We start from the raw sequence: 15,545 nt of genomic DNA, 5'->3' as shown, positions 1-15,545 counted from the left end.
AAAACAGGGTCATGTGCTATCGCAACTGGCGGAGGAGCCAATAAAGTGAACGAGATGTCCGCCCCGCGCCGCGACAAGCCCTGGATGTTTCGCACCTACGCCGGCCACTCGACGGCCAGCGAGTCCAACAAGCTTTATCGCTCCAATCTCGCCAAGGGCCAGACCGGTCTCTCCATCGCCTTCGATCTGCCGACGCAAACCGGCTATGACAGCGACCACATCCTCTCGCGCGGCGAGGTCGGCAAGGTGGGCGTGCCGGTCTCGCATCTGGGCGACATGCGCACGCTTTTCGACGGCATCCCGCTCAGCGAGATGAACACATCGATGACCATCAACGCCACCGCCGTGTGGCTGATGGCGCTCTATATCGCCGCCGCCGAGGAACAGGGCGCGCCGCGCGCGAAGCTGCAGGGCACGACCCAAAACGACATCATCAAGGAATATCTGTCGCGCGGCTCTTATGTCTTCCCGCCGACGCAGTCGCTGCGCCTGACGCAGGACCTCATTCTCTTCACAACGAAGGAATGCCCGAAGTTCAACCCGATGAACGTCTGCTCCTACCATCTGCAGGAAGCGGGTGCGACGCCGTCGCAGGAACTCGCTTATGCGCTCGCCACCGCCGTCGCCATTCTCGACGGTGTGAAAGCCGCGGGAATGCCTGAGGAAGACTTCGCTCAGGTCGTCGGCCGCATCTCCTTCTTCGTCAACGCCGGCATGCGCTTCGTTACCGAACTGTGCAAAATGCGGGCGTTCGCCGAGCTTTGGGAGGAGATCACGCGCGAGCGCTATGGCGTGAAGGACGAAAAGCTTCGCCGCTTCCGCTATGGCGTGCAGGTCAATTCGCTCGGCCTCACCGAGCAGCAGCCGGAAAACAACGTCTATCGCATCCTGATCGAGATGCTGGCCGTCGTTCTCTCCAAAAACGCGCGCGCCCGCGCCGTGCAGCTTCCAGCCTGGAACGAGGCGCTCGGACTGCCGCGGCCCTTCGATCAGCAATGGTCGCTGCGCATGCAGCAGATCATGGCCTATGAGACCGACCTGTTGGAATATGGCGACATCTTCGACGGCAACCCGGAGATCGCCCGCAAGGTCGCAGAACTGAAGGCCGAGGCGAAAGCCGAACTCAAGAAGATCGAAGACCTCGGCGGCGCCGCGGCGGCGGTCGAGATCGGCTACATGAAGGGCAAGCTCGTCGAAGCCAATACCGCGCGCCTCGAGTCGATCGAGGCCGGCGAGCAGATCGTCGTCGGCGTCAACAAATTCACCGGCGGCGAGCCGTCGCCGCTGGCTTCAGGCGACGACCAGATCATGGTCGTGCCTGAACATGTCGAAGCCGAGCAGATTTCGCGGCTGAAGGCTTGGCGTGAAGCCCGCGACCAGAAGGCCGCTCGGGAAGCGATCGAAGACCTTGCGCGCGCGGCCAAGGAAGGCCGCAACATGGTCGAGCCGTCCATCGCCGCGGCGAAGGCGGGGGTCACCACCGGCGAATGGGGCAATGTGCTGCGCGGGGTGTTCGGGGAATATCGCGCGCCGACGGGCGTGTCCTCGACCGCGCGCCAGGTCGGCGGCGCGCTCGACGCGGTGCGCGGCGAAGTCGAACGCGTGTCGCAAAAGCTCGGCAAGCGGGCGAAGTTCCTGGTCGGCAAGCCGGGCCTCGATGGCCATTCGAATGGCGCCGAGCAGATTGCGGTGCGCGCCCGCGACGCCGGCTTCGACGTGATCTATGCCGGAATCCGCTCGACGCCGGCTGAACTTGTCGAGGCGGCGAAGAAGGAAGGCGCGCATTGCATCGGCCTCTCCATTCTCTCAGGCTCGCATGTGACGCTCGCGCATGAGGTGATCAAGCTGATGAAGCAGGAAGGCGTCGAGGCGCCGCTCGTCGTCGGCGGCATCATTCCGCCTGCCGACGAGAAGCTGCTGCGCGAAGCGGGCGTCGCGGCGGTTTACACGCCGAAGAATTATGACCTCAACGCCATCATGACCGACCTCGCCCATATCATCGAGAAGGCGGCAGTTTAAAAATAGCTGATGCACAGATTTTCGCTCACAGCCGCTTTATTTGTAGCGTTGCTCGCTTCGCCATTCGCGCAGGCGCAATATCTTGCGCCCACGCCGGATCCTTCGATAAGCGGCGACCTTGGCAAAATGGGTGGATATAGCAATTGGCTGGCGCTGGAGCTGCGGCGACGAATACCGCAGTCTCAATCCGCAGGGGAAGCGCGTGTTGGCGTGGCGTTCAAGATCGCGCCAAGCGGGCGTATGAGGATAGTTCGAATTACGGGCGGTACGGCGGCCCACGCAGAAATTCTACGCCGTGTTTTCGCGAGCATTCGTCCGCCGCCTCCCCCGAATGGTCGGGAGCTTTATCTCTCGCAGGATTTCCAGTTTCACTGATCGGTCGTGGCGAGTTGGCGCCAGTAGCGCGCTTGTGCGGTACCTGAGATTGCGCCGAAACAAGCGACTCTATTGAAGGTGGAGGGTTACATCGGATTATCGAATTAGGTGGCCCTTATGGAACCGATTCCTTGTTTCGATGTAGTAGCCAAATATTACGACGAAGCCTATGGCGCCGCCGCCGATCTTCGCGATGTGGAAATGTATAAATCATTCGCCCGACGGTTTGGGGGGCCGGTCCTTGAAATTGGCTGTGGCACAGGGCGGATTCTCAAGCCGATTGCCGACATGGGCATCGAAATAGATGGAATAGATGTTTCAGAGGCGATGATTTCGATCCTCAAAAGCAAAATTGCCGACATGCGTCCGGAGCCCAACATTTACCTCGGCGATATGCGGCGCATCGAGCTTGCGAGGCGATATCGCCTTGTCACTATTCCATTCCGAACTTTACAACACATGATTACTATCGAGGATAAGCTGCAGGCCTTGGCCGCGGCGAAGAATCATCTATTGGATTCGGGACGACTTATCTTCGACGTCGCGTTTCCCAATTACGAGTCGCTTGCCTCTCAATTTGGAGAGGAATATCTCGCCGCCGAATGGCGGCCGGAATCTAATTCCGACAGGGTCGGGCGAATGTTCTTCCGGCGCGAGGGATATCGTCAAAAGGATCAGGTAATGATCGGCAGTCTCATATTTCGCCTGCTGGACGGCAATAATGCCGTCCACGAGGCGATACAGTCTCTCGAGATGCATTTCTTTTCGTTCCCAGAAATCGAGGCCTTATGCGAGGCTGCCAGGCTCGAAATCGAAGAGTTTTACGGTTCATATGACCTAAAGCCGTTCGAAGAGAATTCGACGCAAATGGTGTTCGTAGTGAAGGCAAGCCGTTAGCCGCTCGCCCCGCGCTTCGCGCAGGAGATGGATGGGGAGGCGGCGGCCGCGCTCCGCTCGATCGGCGCACTGCCGAAAGGCTGCGCCCGCCTATCGGTAGGCCGGGCGCTTCCTGCCGCAGGCGCGCGCATTTCCCGCCTCTCTTTGCACAACGGCTGATCATCGAAGCGGCACGTCCGCCCGGCGCTTTCCGACGTCCGCCGCAAGATCGGCTGATTGCTTTTGGCTCGGAATTTGCGTGGAGGCAGCAGCTTCAGATCACTGGCGCTTCGGTCCTACGACGGATCAAAAGCAGCAAAGCCGCTGTGTCCGACCCTCCACATCGCTCGTGTGGAAATGTCGGCTGGCGGCTTTTGCTTTTGGGACTCATGCTGGGCTTTTCGGAAAGACGGCCCAAGCATCCGTTGGGGAAAACTATGGCGACGCTGAACCGCAAGATTGCTCCTCTCGTGTTCTGGCTCTGCTTTTTGGCGCTCAGTTTCTGCACGACACTCATTGGCCAGAGCCAGTCGGCGCGCACGCCCTGGCGCGATCGCCTAGAGCCGGCGAAATCCCTTTGCCAGGAAGGCCTGCGCGGGGCGCGCGACCCTTTGACCGGCAGCGCCGCCGAAAACCGATCCTCCCCGTCGGAGACGATGCGCGCGGGGCGCGTCCTCCGCGAGAGGACCAACGTCGCCGCGGCTGGCCTCGCGCGCTCAAGCGGTCGGTGAGCGGCTTCGTTGATCGCCGATGTTCACGGCCTACGTCCAAAAAGGTTCGAGCTTTTTTAGTCGCTTCTCGCTCTTTTCGGCGTGGGCGACGCCCTGGCTAGAAGCATGGGCGAACCAGCCGCGAATGAAGCTGGAAGCGCGCGCCGCGTCCGGCGTCTGCGCATCGATCTGGTCGAGCAGGCCGTATGCGACCTCCATGTCGTTGAAGACGCCCAACTGATCCTGCATATCGCCCAGCGCGTGCAAATAGGCGCGCGCGTCTTTGCGATCGTCAAACAGGCTTTCAAAAAATTCTGCGCCATAGCGCGCCTTTTTGAGCGCGATGCGGACTTTATGTCGCTCTTCGGCCGAAAGCGTCGCCAGGTCCTTGCTCTTCTTCAAGAGCCGCTTGCGCAGCCGCGTCAACGCCTGCGCGGCGAAGGCGCGGGCCGATCCCGGCGCGCGCGCCTCCGGCGCCTCCTCCCAGTCGCGCCGCTCGATCGTCAGACGCAGGTCGCCGACGAACCGCGACGTTTCGCCCGATGAGACGGCGTCATGGGCGGCGCGGTAGGCGCTTTCACGAAACGCTTCGAGGGCGTCGGTCAGCGCATGAAAGCTCGGATCGTCGCCCATCGCCTCGCGCGGACCGGCGCTCAACGCGATGCCGAAGACGTCCCAATCGCGCGCCGCACCGAGAACGGCGGCAAGAGCCTTGGCCCGCTGGCCCGCAGTTTCGAGCGCCGGCCCGGCGACGACTGGCCGGAACAAGCCGGTCGCCGCGCGCAGGCGGCGCAGGGCGACGCGCATTTGATGCACGCTTTCCGGCGCGCTCGAAGTTTGAAGTAGCGGAACATTGGCGAGGAAATGCTCAACCGAGCCGGAGAAAATCGCCGCTGCGGCGTCCTCCAGCGTATCATTTTCCGAAAGCTCGACCGGTTTCGCCTTTATCGCCGCAGGCGCATTGACGTCCGACTCTTGCTGCGCGCTGTCGCGCGCAGGCGTATTCGCTGGTTCTGTCAAACGCTCCATACAGACGCTCTACTGCAGATTTATCTCAAACAAATAGGGCGTCGCCGCGCCTAAGCCAAATATGCGCGTCGACGGACTCTCCCTCAAGCTCTTGATTAATACATCCACGCTTGCTTTATCGCGGCGCGATATCTTTCTCGGGAGCTGCGCCTCATGTCGACTTGGCCGCAATATGGCAAAATCACCGGTCCGATCGTGCTGATCGGCTTCGGCTCCATTGGCCGAGGGATTTTGCCGTTGATTGAGCGCCATTTCGAATTCGACAAGTCGCGCTTCACCGTCATCGACCCTGTTGACACGCATCGCCGGCTGCTCGACGAGCGCGGCATCGCCTTTCTCAAAACCAAGCTCACGCCGGAGAACTACCGCGAGGTCTTGACCCCGCTGCTGACCAAGGGCGAAGGCCAGGGCTTTATCGTCAATCTCTCGGTCGACGTGTCCTCGCTCGCGATCATCAAGCTCGCGGGCGAATTGAACGCACTTTGCGTCGACACCGTCATCGAGCCTTGGCCGGGATTTTATTTCGACAAGAACCTCGGCAATGAGGCGCGCACCAATTACGCGTTGCGCGAGACGGTGCTCGAAGAGCGCCGCAAAAATCCCGGCGGATCGACGGCCGTCTCCTGCGTCGGCGCCAATCCCGGCATGGTGTCCTGGTTCGTCAAGCAGGCGCTCGTCAATATCGCGCGCGACACGGGCGCTTTCGATAAGGAGCCGGAAACGCGCGCCGAATGGAGCGCGCTCGCTCAAAAGCTCGGCGTCAAGGGCGTTCACATCGCCGAGCGCGACACGCAGCGCGCGCGCCAGCCGAAACCGCGCAACGTCTTCGTCAATACCTGGTCGGTAGAGGGTTTCGTCTCCGAGGGCATGCAGCCCGCCGAACTCGGCTGGGGCACGCATGAAAAATCTTTGCCCGACATCGGCCGCACCCATCCGACCGGCTGCGGCGCGGCGATCTATCTGCTCTCGCCCGGCGCCAATACGCGCGTGCGCTCATGGTGTCCCACGCCCGGCGCGCAATATGGCTTTCTCGTCACCCACAATGAGTCGATCTCGATCGCCGACTATCTGACGCTACGCGACAATAAGGGCGAGGCGATCTATCGTCCGACCTGTCACTACGCCTATCATCCCGCCGACGACGCCGTGCTTTCTCTGCACGAGATGTTCGGCGCCGCCGGCAAGATGCAGGAGAGCTGGCAGATTCTCGACGAGCATGAAATCGTCGACGGAATCGATGAGCTCGGCGTGCTGCTCTACGGCCACGCGAAGAACGCCTATTGGTACGGCTCGCAGCTCTCGATCGAAGAGACTCGCGATCTCGCGCCCTATCAGAACGCCACCGGACTTCAGGTGAGCTCGGCGGCGCTCGCCGGCATGGTCTGGGCGCTGGAGAATCCGCAGGAGGGAATCGTCGAAGCCGACGAGGTCGACTACAAGCGCTGCCTCGACGTGCAATTGCCCTATCTCGGCCCGGTCGTCGGCGTTTACACGGATTGGACGCCGCTCGAAGGACGTCCGGGGCTGTTTCCGGAAGACATCGACGAAAGCGACCCCTGGCAGTTCAAAAATATTCTGGTGCGCTGAGGGGCACGCATTTTCGCATGAAGTCGGCGGAACGACGGCCGTCCTCGCCCTCATCCCGATCAGGCCTCGAAGGCCGTCTCGAAGGACGAGCGCGAATTCCAGAAGACGCTGTAAGTTTCCTCGTCCTTTGAGGCGCGGCCTTAGGCCGCTCCCAGGGAAGGGAAATTTTGCCCCGACCGCCGTGTCTTTTTGCGCTCGGTAGCTCTTGCGTTCGTTCTATATATGTTCCATATTCGCGTTGTGTTCCTATTCGGCCGCTCGAGCCGGAGAAGAGCAGCGAGTCCCCAAAGGCGTCTGGCGTCGAGCCGGATGAGTAGCGTTGCGTTGCGTTTGTCGTCGGGAGGCCGCGTCGAAGTTCATGCGTCAGCGCGGCCTCCCTTGTTCCTTTCAAAAAGTCGGAGTCCGCAATGTCTCGCGTGGCTGACGTTTCATCCGAGGCGCTCGGTCGCCAGATTGGCCGCCTTGGCCAGGCGAACGTCGGCGCGTTGATCGACGCCGAGCGCCGCCGCGGACGTGGGACGCTGTCGAAGCGCAGCAGCCGTTTCGAGAAGGAGACGCGCGAGGAGGCCGACGACGGCTGGGGGTCGCTCGAGAGCCTGCAGGCGCTCAAGACCAATTTCCACGTCGAGAAGCCGCGCACGATCATCACCAGGAATGATTCGCCCGATATTTCCTTCGACCGGTCGATCAATCCCTATCGCGGCTGCGAACACGGCTGCGTCTATTGTTTCGCGCGGCCGACGCACGCCTATATGGGCTTCTCGCCCGACCTCGATTTCGAGACCGAGATCTTCGTCAAGGAAGGCGCGGCGCAGCTTCTCGAACGCGAATTGTCGGCGCCAGGCTATGTGCCGAAGACGATCGCCATCGGCACCAACACCGATCCCTATCAGCCTGCCGAGAAGAGCCATCGCGTGATGCGTTCAATCCTCGAAGTGCTGGCGCGCGCCAATCATCCAGTCGGCATTGTCACGAAGTCCGCGCTCGTGCTGCGCGACCTCGATCTGCTTGCGCCGATGGCGGCCAAGGGCCTCGCGAAGGTCGCGATCTCGGTGACGACTCTCGACCGCAGGCTGGCGCGCGTTATGGAGCCGCGCGCCGCCACCCCAGAGCTGCGGCTTGACGCCATCGCGCAGCTCAGCGCAGCCGGCGTGCCGACGGCGGTGATGACGGCGCCGATCATTCCCGCCATCAATGATGACGAGATCGAGAAAATTTTGATGCGGGCGCACGCCGCCGGCGCGCGCGAGGCCGGCTATGTGCTGCTGCGGCTGCCGCTCGAATTGCGCGATCTCTTCACCGAATGGCTGGTGGCGCATTTTCCTGACAAAGCGCGCCGCGCCCTGGCGCTCGTGCGCTCGACCCGCGACGGCAAGCTTTATGATTCTTCCTTCGGGACCCGGATGAAAGGCGAAGGGCCCTACGCCTGGATGATCGGCCGGCGTTTTGAACTCGCGGCCGCGCGGCTCGGCTTCTCGCAGAAAACAAAATTGCGAACCGATTTGTTCGAGCCGCCGCGCCGCGCCGCGCAGCAGCTCAGCCTTTTCTGAGCGAATTTTTCGGGCGCTTAGCGCCAGGCCGTTGAGCCGCCTCCCGAGAATTTTTTTTGGACCCCGCCGCAGGCGGGTTGTCAGCCGGCCGCCTTCCGCGCTTTATTCGCAGCGCGGCCTAGCGCTCCACGCCGGACGTAGCGCAGACCGCCAGCGATCGGCCGAGAGGAGCTTTGGTGACGGCCAGCGGGGTCAGTTTTCGGCTGGAGGGCCAATTGCGCCGCAGGGGCGTCTGGCCGATCGCCGGCGTCGACGAAGTCGGCCGCGGGCCGCTCGCAGGGCCGGTCGCGGCGGCGGCGGTGATTCTCGATCCCGATCGACGGCCGCGAGGCCTCGATGATTCCAAGGCATTGAACCAAGCGCAGCGGGAAGAAGCCTTCGAGCGGATCATGGCCAGCGCGCTCGCCGTCAGCGTCGCCTTCGTCACCGCGGCCGAGATCGATCGCATCAATATTCGCCAAGCTTCGCTCGCGGCGATGGCCCGCGCCGTCGCCGGCCTGTCCCGGGCGCCGGCCTATCTCCTCGTCGACGGCAATGACCGGCCGCCGGTTAACTGCCCCTGCCAGATGATCGTCAAGGGCGACGCCACGGCGCTTTCCATCGCTGCCGCCTCGATCGTCGCCAAGGTCGCGCGCGACGCCATGATGCGCCGTCTCGCGGCTCATTATCCGCAATATGGTTTTGAGACCAACGCCGGCTACGCCGTGCAGCATCACCTCGAAGCGCTCGCGCTCCACGGCGCGAGCCCGGCGCATCGGACGAGCTTTTCGCCGGTGCGCGAGGCGTGAGGGTCTTGTCAAGATTTTGCTAAGATTTTTACTTCCTTAAGACTTCCGTTCGAAAAAGAGACGTTGGTTTTTCCCCGATCTAAACGCGGCTTTTACCTTCCACCTTCACTATCGCGCCTGTCAGTTGCGTAGATAGTGTGGAGTTCATGCGTAGCGCGCGCGTCGGAGCGGCTCGTCTCAAAGCCCGAATTCAGGTCACGCGTATCGGGCGCACCAGCGAAAGGCCGCTCCGCGCGACGGCGCGCAACGACATCCTTTGCGGAGACTGCGTTGCGGCGATGGAGCGCATGGCCGACGAGAGCGTCGACCTCATCTTCGCCGACCCGCCCTATAATCTTCAACTCGCCAATCGCCTGCATCGGCCCGACCAAAGTCTCGTCGACGCGGTCGACAATGATTGGGATAAATTCGCCAATTTCGCCGCCTATGACGCCTTCACGCGCGACTGGCTCAAAGAGGCTCGTCGGCTGATGAAGCCTTCGGCGACGATTTTCGTCATCGGCTCCTACCACAATATTTTCCGCGTCGGCGCGATCATGCAGGATCTGGGGTACTGGATCCTGAACGACATCGTCTGGCGCAAGAACAATCCGATGCCGAATTTTCGCGGACGTCGCTTCACCAACGCCCATGAGACGATGATCTGGGCGGCGCGAGACCAAAGGGCGAAAAACTACACCTTCAATTACGAGGCGCTGAAAGCGGCGAACGAAGATTGCCAGGTGCGATCCGACTGGCTCCTGCCGATCTGCGGCGGCGCCGAGCGGCTCAAGAATGGCGCGGGCCGCAAGACCCATCCGACGCAAAAGCCGGAGGCGCTGCTTGCGCGCGTCATTCTCGCCGCGTCGAAACCGGGCGATCTGGTGCTCGATCCGTTTTTTGGCACGGGAACCACCGGTGCCGTCGCCAAGCGCTTAGGCCGCGACTGGCTCGGCATCGAGCGCGACGGCGACTATCGCGCCGCGGCGCGGGCGCGGATCGCTGAGATCGAACCTTTGCCGCCTGAAGCGGTCGCGACGGCGCCGTCGAAACGCGCCGAGCCGCGCATCGCCTTCGCGAGTCTAGTCGAAGCCGGCCTCGTCGCGCCGGGCGCGACGCTTGTCGACGCCAAGCGGCGCCATCGCGCGGTGGTGCGCGCCGACGGCGCGCTCTCGCTCTCTGGCTTCGTCGGCTCGATCCACAAGACCGGCGCGCTGGCGCAAGGCCTGCCGGCCTGCAACGGCTGGACCTTCTGGCATTATGAAGAAAAGGGTGCGCTCGCGCCGATCGACGATTTGCGGGCGACGGCGCGCGCCCGGTTGCGCATCGCGGCTGAGTGACCACCCTCTCCTAGAGGGAGAGGGTTAAGCGCTATGCGAGAAAGCCCGCGTAGAACCCCACAAGCAGCGCGATTCCGATGAAGGCGCGATAGAAGACGAAGGGCCAAGCGGAGTAGCGTTCCAAAATCCGCAGCAGGCCCCAGATCGCGACAAAGGCGGAGAGCGACGCGACGAAGAGCCCCAGCGTCAGCACCGCCCAGCCGTGGAAATCGAGCTGCGCCTTGTGCAACTCCCATAATTCCTTCAGCCCCGCGAGGGCGATCGCCGGGAGGCCGAGAAGAAACGAAAACCGCGCCGCTTCTTCGCGCTTCAGGTCCAGAAAGAGCGCCGCGGTCAGAGTCGAGCCCGAGCGCGAGACGCCGGGAATGAGCGCGCCGACCTGGGCGAAGCCGACGATCATCGCGTCCTTGAGGCTGACATGTTCGAGCGTGCGCTTGTGATTGCAATAGAGCTCCGCGATGGCGAGCAGCGCCGCCATGACGATGCAGGAAATGCCGATCACGGGCAGCGTGCGCAACGGCGAGCCGCAGGTGTTAAGCGTATGCGACAGCGCGAGGCCGGCGATGCCGATCGGGACGGTCGCAAGCGCTATCCAAATGACGAAGCGCAAGGTCCAGTCGCTGAAATCGCGCCGCACGAGCGCCCGCACCGACCCCTCGGCGAGCGCGCGGATGTCGCTCCAGAAATAGCTGACGACGGCGGCGAGCGCCGCGAGCTGCATTGCGGCCGAGAAGGCGGAGCCGGGATCCTTCCAGCCGAGCAGCGCCGGCACGATGCGCATATGCGCGGTCGAGGAGATCGGCAGCAGCTCGGTGATGCCCTGAACCACGCCAAGAACGGCGACTTTCATATAGCCGAGGTCGACGAAACCCGTGTCGAGCCCATTCGTGCAAGCAGTCGCCATAGAGGCCTCGTCCCGTTTGCGGCCCCGCGACGAATCACGAAGGCGTCAAGCGACTCCGACTTCTGACAAACAAGACCGCCCCGATCAAGGCGAGTGACATGTTGGTCGATATCAGGGGCTCCAGGGCCGCTCTTCTTCTGGCGCGCGCTCGAGAGCCCTTTGCGCTTCGACGGCGTCAAACAGCGCGCGCAGCGCCTCCTTAACGCCGGCGCCGCTCGCCGACGAGATAAGCAGGGGCGCCGCCTGCCGCGCGGCGGCCCCGTTGGGCCCGGCCGAAGCGATCGCCCGTTTCAGTCGCTCCCGCTGCTTCCTGAGCAGATCCGCATCTACCGCGTCGATCTTGGAAAGTGCAACGATTTCGGGCTTTTCAGCGAGACCAGCGCCATAGGCCGCGAGTTCGGCCCGGACGATCTTGTAATCCCTGCCGGCGTGTTCGCCAGTCGCGTCGATGAGATGAAGGAGCGCCCGGCAGCGCTCGACATGGCCGAGAAAGCGATCGCCGAGTCCGTGACCCTCATGCGCGCCTTCGATCAGACCAGGGATATCCGCCAGCACGAATTCCCTGTCGTCGCTGCGCACGACTCCGAGCCCGGGGTGAAGCGTGGTGAAGGGATAATCGGCGATCTTGGGTTTTGCCGCCGTCACCGTGGCGAGGAAGGTTGATTTGCCGGCGTTCGGCAGGCCGATGAGCCCGGCGTCGGCGATCAGTTTCAGCCGCAGGACGATGGTGCGCTCTTCGCCTTGCTGGCCCGGATTGGCGCGCCGCGGCGCGCGATTAGTCGAGGTGGTGAAATGGGCGTTGCCGAAGCCGCCGTTGCCGCCCTTGCAGATGACGACGCGCTGGCCAACCTCGGTCATGTCGGCGATGAGCGTTTCCTCGTCCTCTTCGAAAATCTGCGTGCCGACCGGCAGCTTCAACACGGCGTCGGCGCCGCGCCCGCCGGCGCGGTTCTTGCCCATGCCGTGTCCGCCGGTCTTGGCCTTGAAATGCTGCTGATAGCGATAGTCGATCAGTGTGTTCAGCCCCTCGACGCACAGAGCGACGACATCGCCGCCACGCCCGCCGTCGCCGCCGTCCGGCCCGCCGAATTCGATGAATTTCTCGCGCCTAAACGAGACGCTTCCGGCGCCGCCATCGCCGGAACGGACGTAAACGCGCGCCTGATCGAGAAATTTCATTTTCCGCTCATGTCGAAGGAAAACGCGGCCGGCGCGCGCCGAACAGGGTGTGCGCTTCGCCGCGCTTCAATTCGAACAGCTCCACTTCGATTTCGCCGCCGCGCGCCGGCGCCGGCAGCATGCCGCGCCCCGTCCGCCGAAATCCGAGCTTCTCATGGATGTGCAAGGAAAACGCGTTGTCCGGCCGCGCCGACGACACGATCCGGTCCAGCGACGTGATTCCAAAGGCAAGGTCGATCAGCGCCCTTGCCGCCTCGGTCGTGAAGCCATGCCCCCAATAGGGCTTGCCGAGCCAAAAGCCGAGCGTCGCTGCGCCGCGGCGGTCGGCCCCGTGCAGGCTGACGAGGCCGATCGACTCGTCCGGCCGGTTTTTGGGGGTGACGACGAGATGCAGCCCGCCGCCGGCGGCGTTCTCCAGGCGCGCTGATTTGATGAAGGCGTCGGCGTCATGCGCTTCGTAAGGGTGCGGAATGCTCGCCGTCATCAACGCGACGTCGGGATCGCCGGCGTGCCGGCGAATCTCGTCGGCGTCGGTCGCGCGCGGCCAACGTAGCCACAGCCGCTCGGTTTCGAGCCGGAAAACGTCGTCGTGGGTGATTTCGGGAAACATCCAATGCTCCAAACGACATTCGGAAATACTGGCCTAAGCCGTCAAGGGGAGCGTTCTCCCTCTCGGGCCGTTACGGCTTTTCCGGACATCTCGCCTGGAACGTTTCCCGCCTGGATCGCCAGCAAGCGGGTCGAGACGACCGAAATCCGCCGATATGATCGGCGGCAGGTCGTCCCTACCGCCTTACTCTGCGGCCGGCGTCGGCGTTACCGCGACGCTGGAACGTCCGCCGCTTGACTTAAATTCGACGACGCCGTCGACGAGCGCGAAAAGCGTGTGGTCCTTGCCCATGCCGACGTTGCGGCCGGGATGCCATTTGGTGCCGCGCTGGCGCACGATGATGTTGCCGCCGACGACGGATTCGCCGCCAAATTTCTTGACGCCGAGGCGCCGGCCGTCCGAATCGCGGCCGTTGCGCGACGAGCCGCCTGCCTTCTTGTGAGCCATTGTTTCGCTCCGATTGTCCTATGCGGCGACTGCGCCGCTTTGTTCCTGCTGTCGCGAGAGGACTTTAGCCCTCGATCGCGGTGATCCTTACCAGCGTCAGGTCCTGACGATGACCGCGCTTGCGCTTTGAATTCTGCCGGCGGCGCTTCTTGAAGGCGATCGACTTGGGGCTGCGGGTCTGCTCGGCGATCTCGCCGGACACTTTGGCGCCCGTGACGGTCGGCGCGCCAATCTTGGGGCTGTCGCCGCCGAGCATCAGCACTTCGTCGAAGGTGACGGCGTCGCCCGGCGCGCCGTCGAGCGCCATGACGGTGATCACGTCCCCGGCGGCGACGCTATATTGCTTGCCGCCTGTTTTGATGACTGCGAACATCTTTTTGTCCTGTGTTCGTCCCGACGCTGGCGTCGTCGCCGGCCGGCTTCTTGGCAGTTGATTTATTTCGCTTCGATATTGCGCAACGCGCAAACGAAAAACGCGGCGAAACCGCCGCGCCGAAGCGAAGATCATCTACTCTCGAAAGGCGGCGGCTGTCAAATTGGCGGCGGCGAAAACCGATGGCGCGTCGCATTGAGGGCCGCGCCAAATCTTCTGCTAGTTGAAGCAGCCGCTGGCCTGCATCTGGGCGAACCAGACGGCGCAGGCCGCCCTGGCGCGCTCGTAGCCGTGGCGACGATAGCTGCCGTAGCCGGGGCCGTTCCCGCCATAACCGGGGCCATAGCCTGGACCGTCGTCGCCGCCGTAGGGCTCATCGTCTCCGTAGTCCCCATAGGGGCCGCCCGGGTAGCCGTGGCCGTAGCCGCGCCGATAGGCGAACTGGTTTTGGCGCAGGCAATTATTGTAGTTCTGCGCGATGGCGAGGCACAGCGGCACATTGGCCGATTCGGCGGGCGGCGAAGCGAGCATTGCCGCCGCGCAGGCGGCGCCTACAAAAGACCAGGTGACGAGGCGCATGTCGGCGCGTCCTTGAATGCGCCCCGCAGGGCGCTGATTGCGGCTGAATGTGCCGCCATATTGCCGGGACGCCGCTTAAGCCAAGCTGAACGGGCCTGGCTCAGCCGTCTAAATTCACCAGCCGGCGATGCGCTTGCAGGACGTGTCGCCGGCGCCGAAGGCGTAATGGTCGCCGCAGGCGAAGGCCACCGGCGGCTCGCCCGACTGTTCGAACAGGTCGTAGCCTTCCTTCAGGTTTCGCCAGAAGGCGGTCCAGTGCTCGTAGTTGCCGCTCGCGCCCACGAAGGCGAGCCAGCCACCTCCGGTCTCGCGGGCGATCGCCTGTTCGGTCATCCGGAAGGGGAAGATGTGCAGTTGCACTTCCTTCTGCCCAGCGCGTAGCGCCGCCTCGACGAAGGCGTAGATTTCCTCGATGCCGCGGTCGGTCATGGCGAAACAGCCGACCGATTTGCAGGCGCCATGCACCATGACGAGGCCGCCGGTCCGGCCGTTTTGACGGTCGAAAGCGTTGGGATAGCCGACGTTAAAGGCGCGGTGATAGTTCGAATTGGGATGCAGCTGTTTCGCTGAAACGCTGTAGAAGCCTTCCGGCGACTGGTAGTCGGCTTCCTTGACCTTGGGGCCGAGCCGGCCCGACCATTTGCAGATCGGGTAGGTCTTGTAGAGCGTGAAGCGGGCGTTGCTCTTTCTCAGCCAAAGCTCGAGCTGCCCCTCCTGCTTGAAAATCCGCACGAACACCTGGTCGCCCATTCCGTAACGGATCGGGGCCTCCTGCTGAAACGCCTCGTCCGGCGCCGGACGCAAGGTCGGCTCGACGGCGCGCGCCACTTGGGTCGGCTGCGCCGGTTCGGCCGGCCCGGACGGGGTGGCTTCCAGAGCGGCGCGCGCCGACGGTTGCTGTGGCCCGGTCGGCTGCTGCCCGTTCGAGGCCGCCGGCGCCGCTGGGGCAGGCATCTGTTCGGTTGGCGCCGCCGCGGCGGCCTCCGCGAACCGGTCCGCGAGCTCGGCGAGGTTGGCCGGTCTCGACGGCGGCAGCGGCGTGGCCTTCTCGGCCGGGGGCGGCGCAGGCGGGAAGGAGACCGACCCTTCGACGCCGTCGGCGGCTGGCGGCAGCGCCGCGAACTCGGCCGACGACGCGAGCGGCGGCCCCGCCATAGGCAGCGGCGGCGCGATCATCGAGGCGGGCGGCGGGGCGGGAGG

At 63.6% G+C, this 15,545-nt stretch carries 14 protein-coding genes; 6 read left to right on the top strand and 8 right to left on the bottom strand.

Going from position 1 to position 15,545, the window contains the following annotated elements; all coding sequences use genetic code 11:
- The first annotated feature begins 54 nt into the window (after positions 1-54).
- Together QZ964_RS11140 and QZ964_RS11135 are read left to right on the top strand one after the other, a co-directional pair.
- Positions 55-2,019 carry a protein meaA gene (locus QZ964_RS11140; protein ID WP_292531758.1) on the top strand — a complete coding sequence of 655 codons (1,965 nt, stop codon included), beginning with the start codon at positions 55-57 and terminating at the stop codon, positions 2,017-2,019.
- 492 nt (positions 2,020-2,511) lie between these two features.
- Positions 2,512-3,291 carry a class I SAM-dependent methyltransferase gene (locus QZ964_RS11135; RefSeq protein ID WP_292531698.1) on the top strand — a complete coding sequence of 260 codons (780 nt, stop codon included), beginning with the start codon at positions 2,512-2,514 and terminating at the stop codon, positions 3,289-3,291.
- 740 nt (positions 3,292-4,031) lie between these two features.
- Here QZ964_RS11135 and QZ964_RS11130 read toward each other — a convergent pair.
- The gene (locus tag QZ964_RS11130) at positions 4,032-5,009 is read right to left on the bottom strand and encodes a CHAD domain-containing protein (protein ID WP_292531696.1); all 978 of its coding nucleotides are present in this window, start codon (positions 5,007-5,009) and stop codon (positions 4,032-4,034) included.
- 153 nt (positions 5,010-5,162) lie between these two features.
- On the opposite strand from QZ964_RS11130, the gene QZ964_RS11125 reads away from it, so the two are divergent.
- From QZ964_RS11125 to QZ964_RS11110, 4 genes are all read left to right on the top strand, one after another.
- Positions 5,163-6,596: a homospermidine synthase gene (locus QZ964_RS11125; protein ID WP_292531695.1), complete on the top strand. Its 1,434-nt coding sequence runs from the start codon at positions 5,163-5,165 to the stop codon at positions 6,594-6,596.
- 407 nt (positions 6,597-7,003) lie between these two features.
- Positions 7,004-8,146 carry a PA0069 family radical SAM protein gene (locus QZ964_RS11120; protein ID WP_292531693.1) on the top strand — a complete coding sequence of 381 codons (1,143 nt, stop codon included), beginning with the start codon at positions 7,004-7,006 and terminating at the stop codon, positions 8,144-8,146.
- A 176-nt stretch (positions 8,147-8,322) separates the two neighbouring features.
- Positions 8,323-8,934, top strand: a complete 612-nt coding sequence (locus QZ964_RS11115; RefSeq protein ID WP_292531692.1) for a ribonuclease HII — start codon at positions 8,323-8,325, stop codon at positions 8,932-8,934.
- Between the two features lie 146 nt (positions 8,935-9,080).
- On the top strand, positions 9,081-10,253 hold the full coding sequence (locus tag QZ964_RS11110) for a site-specific DNA-methyltransferase (RefSeq protein WP_292531690.1): 1,173 nt from the start codon (positions 9,081-9,083) through the stop codon (positions 10,251-10,253).
- A 31-nt stretch (positions 10,254-10,284) separates the two neighbouring features.
- Here the strand turns inward: QZ964_RS11110 and uppP are convergent, their stop codons facing one another.
- The 7 genes from uppP to QZ964_RS11075 form a co-directional block, all read right to left on the bottom strand.
- Positions 10,285-11,157 carry an undecaprenyl-diphosphatase UppP gene (uppP, locus tag QZ964_RS11105; protein ID WP_292531689.1) on the bottom strand — a complete coding sequence of 291 codons (873 nt, stop codon included), beginning with the start codon at positions 11,155-11,157 and terminating at the stop codon, positions 10,285-10,287.
- A 111-nt stretch (positions 11,158-11,268) separates the two neighbouring features.
- Entirely contained in the window at positions 11,269-12,336 is a 1,068-nt protein-coding gene (obgE, locus tag QZ964_RS11100; protein WP_292531688.1) for a GTPase ObgE, read from the bottom strand.
- Between the two features lie 7 nt (positions 12,337-12,343).
- The gene (locus QZ964_RS11095) at positions 12,344-12,946 is read right to left on the bottom strand and encodes a GNAT family N-acetyltransferase (protein WP_292531687.1); all 603 of its coding nucleotides are present in this window, start codon (positions 12,944-12,946) and stop codon (positions 12,344-12,346) included.
- A gap of 183 nt (positions 12,947-13,129) precedes the next feature.
- Complete coding sequence (gene rpmA / locus QZ964_RS11090) at positions 13,130-13,393, bottom strand: 50S ribosomal protein L27 (RefSeq protein ID WP_292531685.1); 264 nt, start codon at positions 13,391-13,393, stop codon at positions 13,130-13,132.
- A gap of 64 nt (positions 13,394-13,457) precedes the next feature.
- On the bottom strand, positions 13,458-13,766 hold the full coding sequence (rplU, locus tag QZ964_RS11085; protein WP_292531684.1) for a 50S ribosomal protein L21: 309 nt from the start codon (positions 13,764-13,766) through the stop codon (positions 13,458-13,460).
- Between the two features lie 219 nt (positions 13,767-13,985).
- Positions 13,986-14,345 (bottom strand): hypothetical protein, encoded by a 360-nt coding sequence (locus QZ964_RS11080; RefSeq protein ID WP_292531683.1) that lies wholly within the window; start codon positions 14,343-14,345, stop codon positions 13,986-13,988.
- 114 nt (positions 14,346-14,459) lie between these two features.
- Positions 14,460-15,521, bottom strand: a complete 1,062-nt coding sequence (locus QZ964_RS11075) for a murein L,D-transpeptidase family protein (RefSeq protein WP_292531682.1) — start codon at positions 15,519-15,521, stop codon at positions 14,460-14,462.
- Positions 15,522-15,545 lie beyond the last annotated feature (24 nt).

The organism is Methylocystis sp. (assembly GCF_021731785.1).
Taxonomy (GTDB): Bacteria; Pseudomonadota; Alphaproteobacteria; order Rhizobiales; family Beijerinckiaceae; genus Methylocystis.
This window is presented reverse-complemented; position numbering and strand designations above follow the sequence as displayed.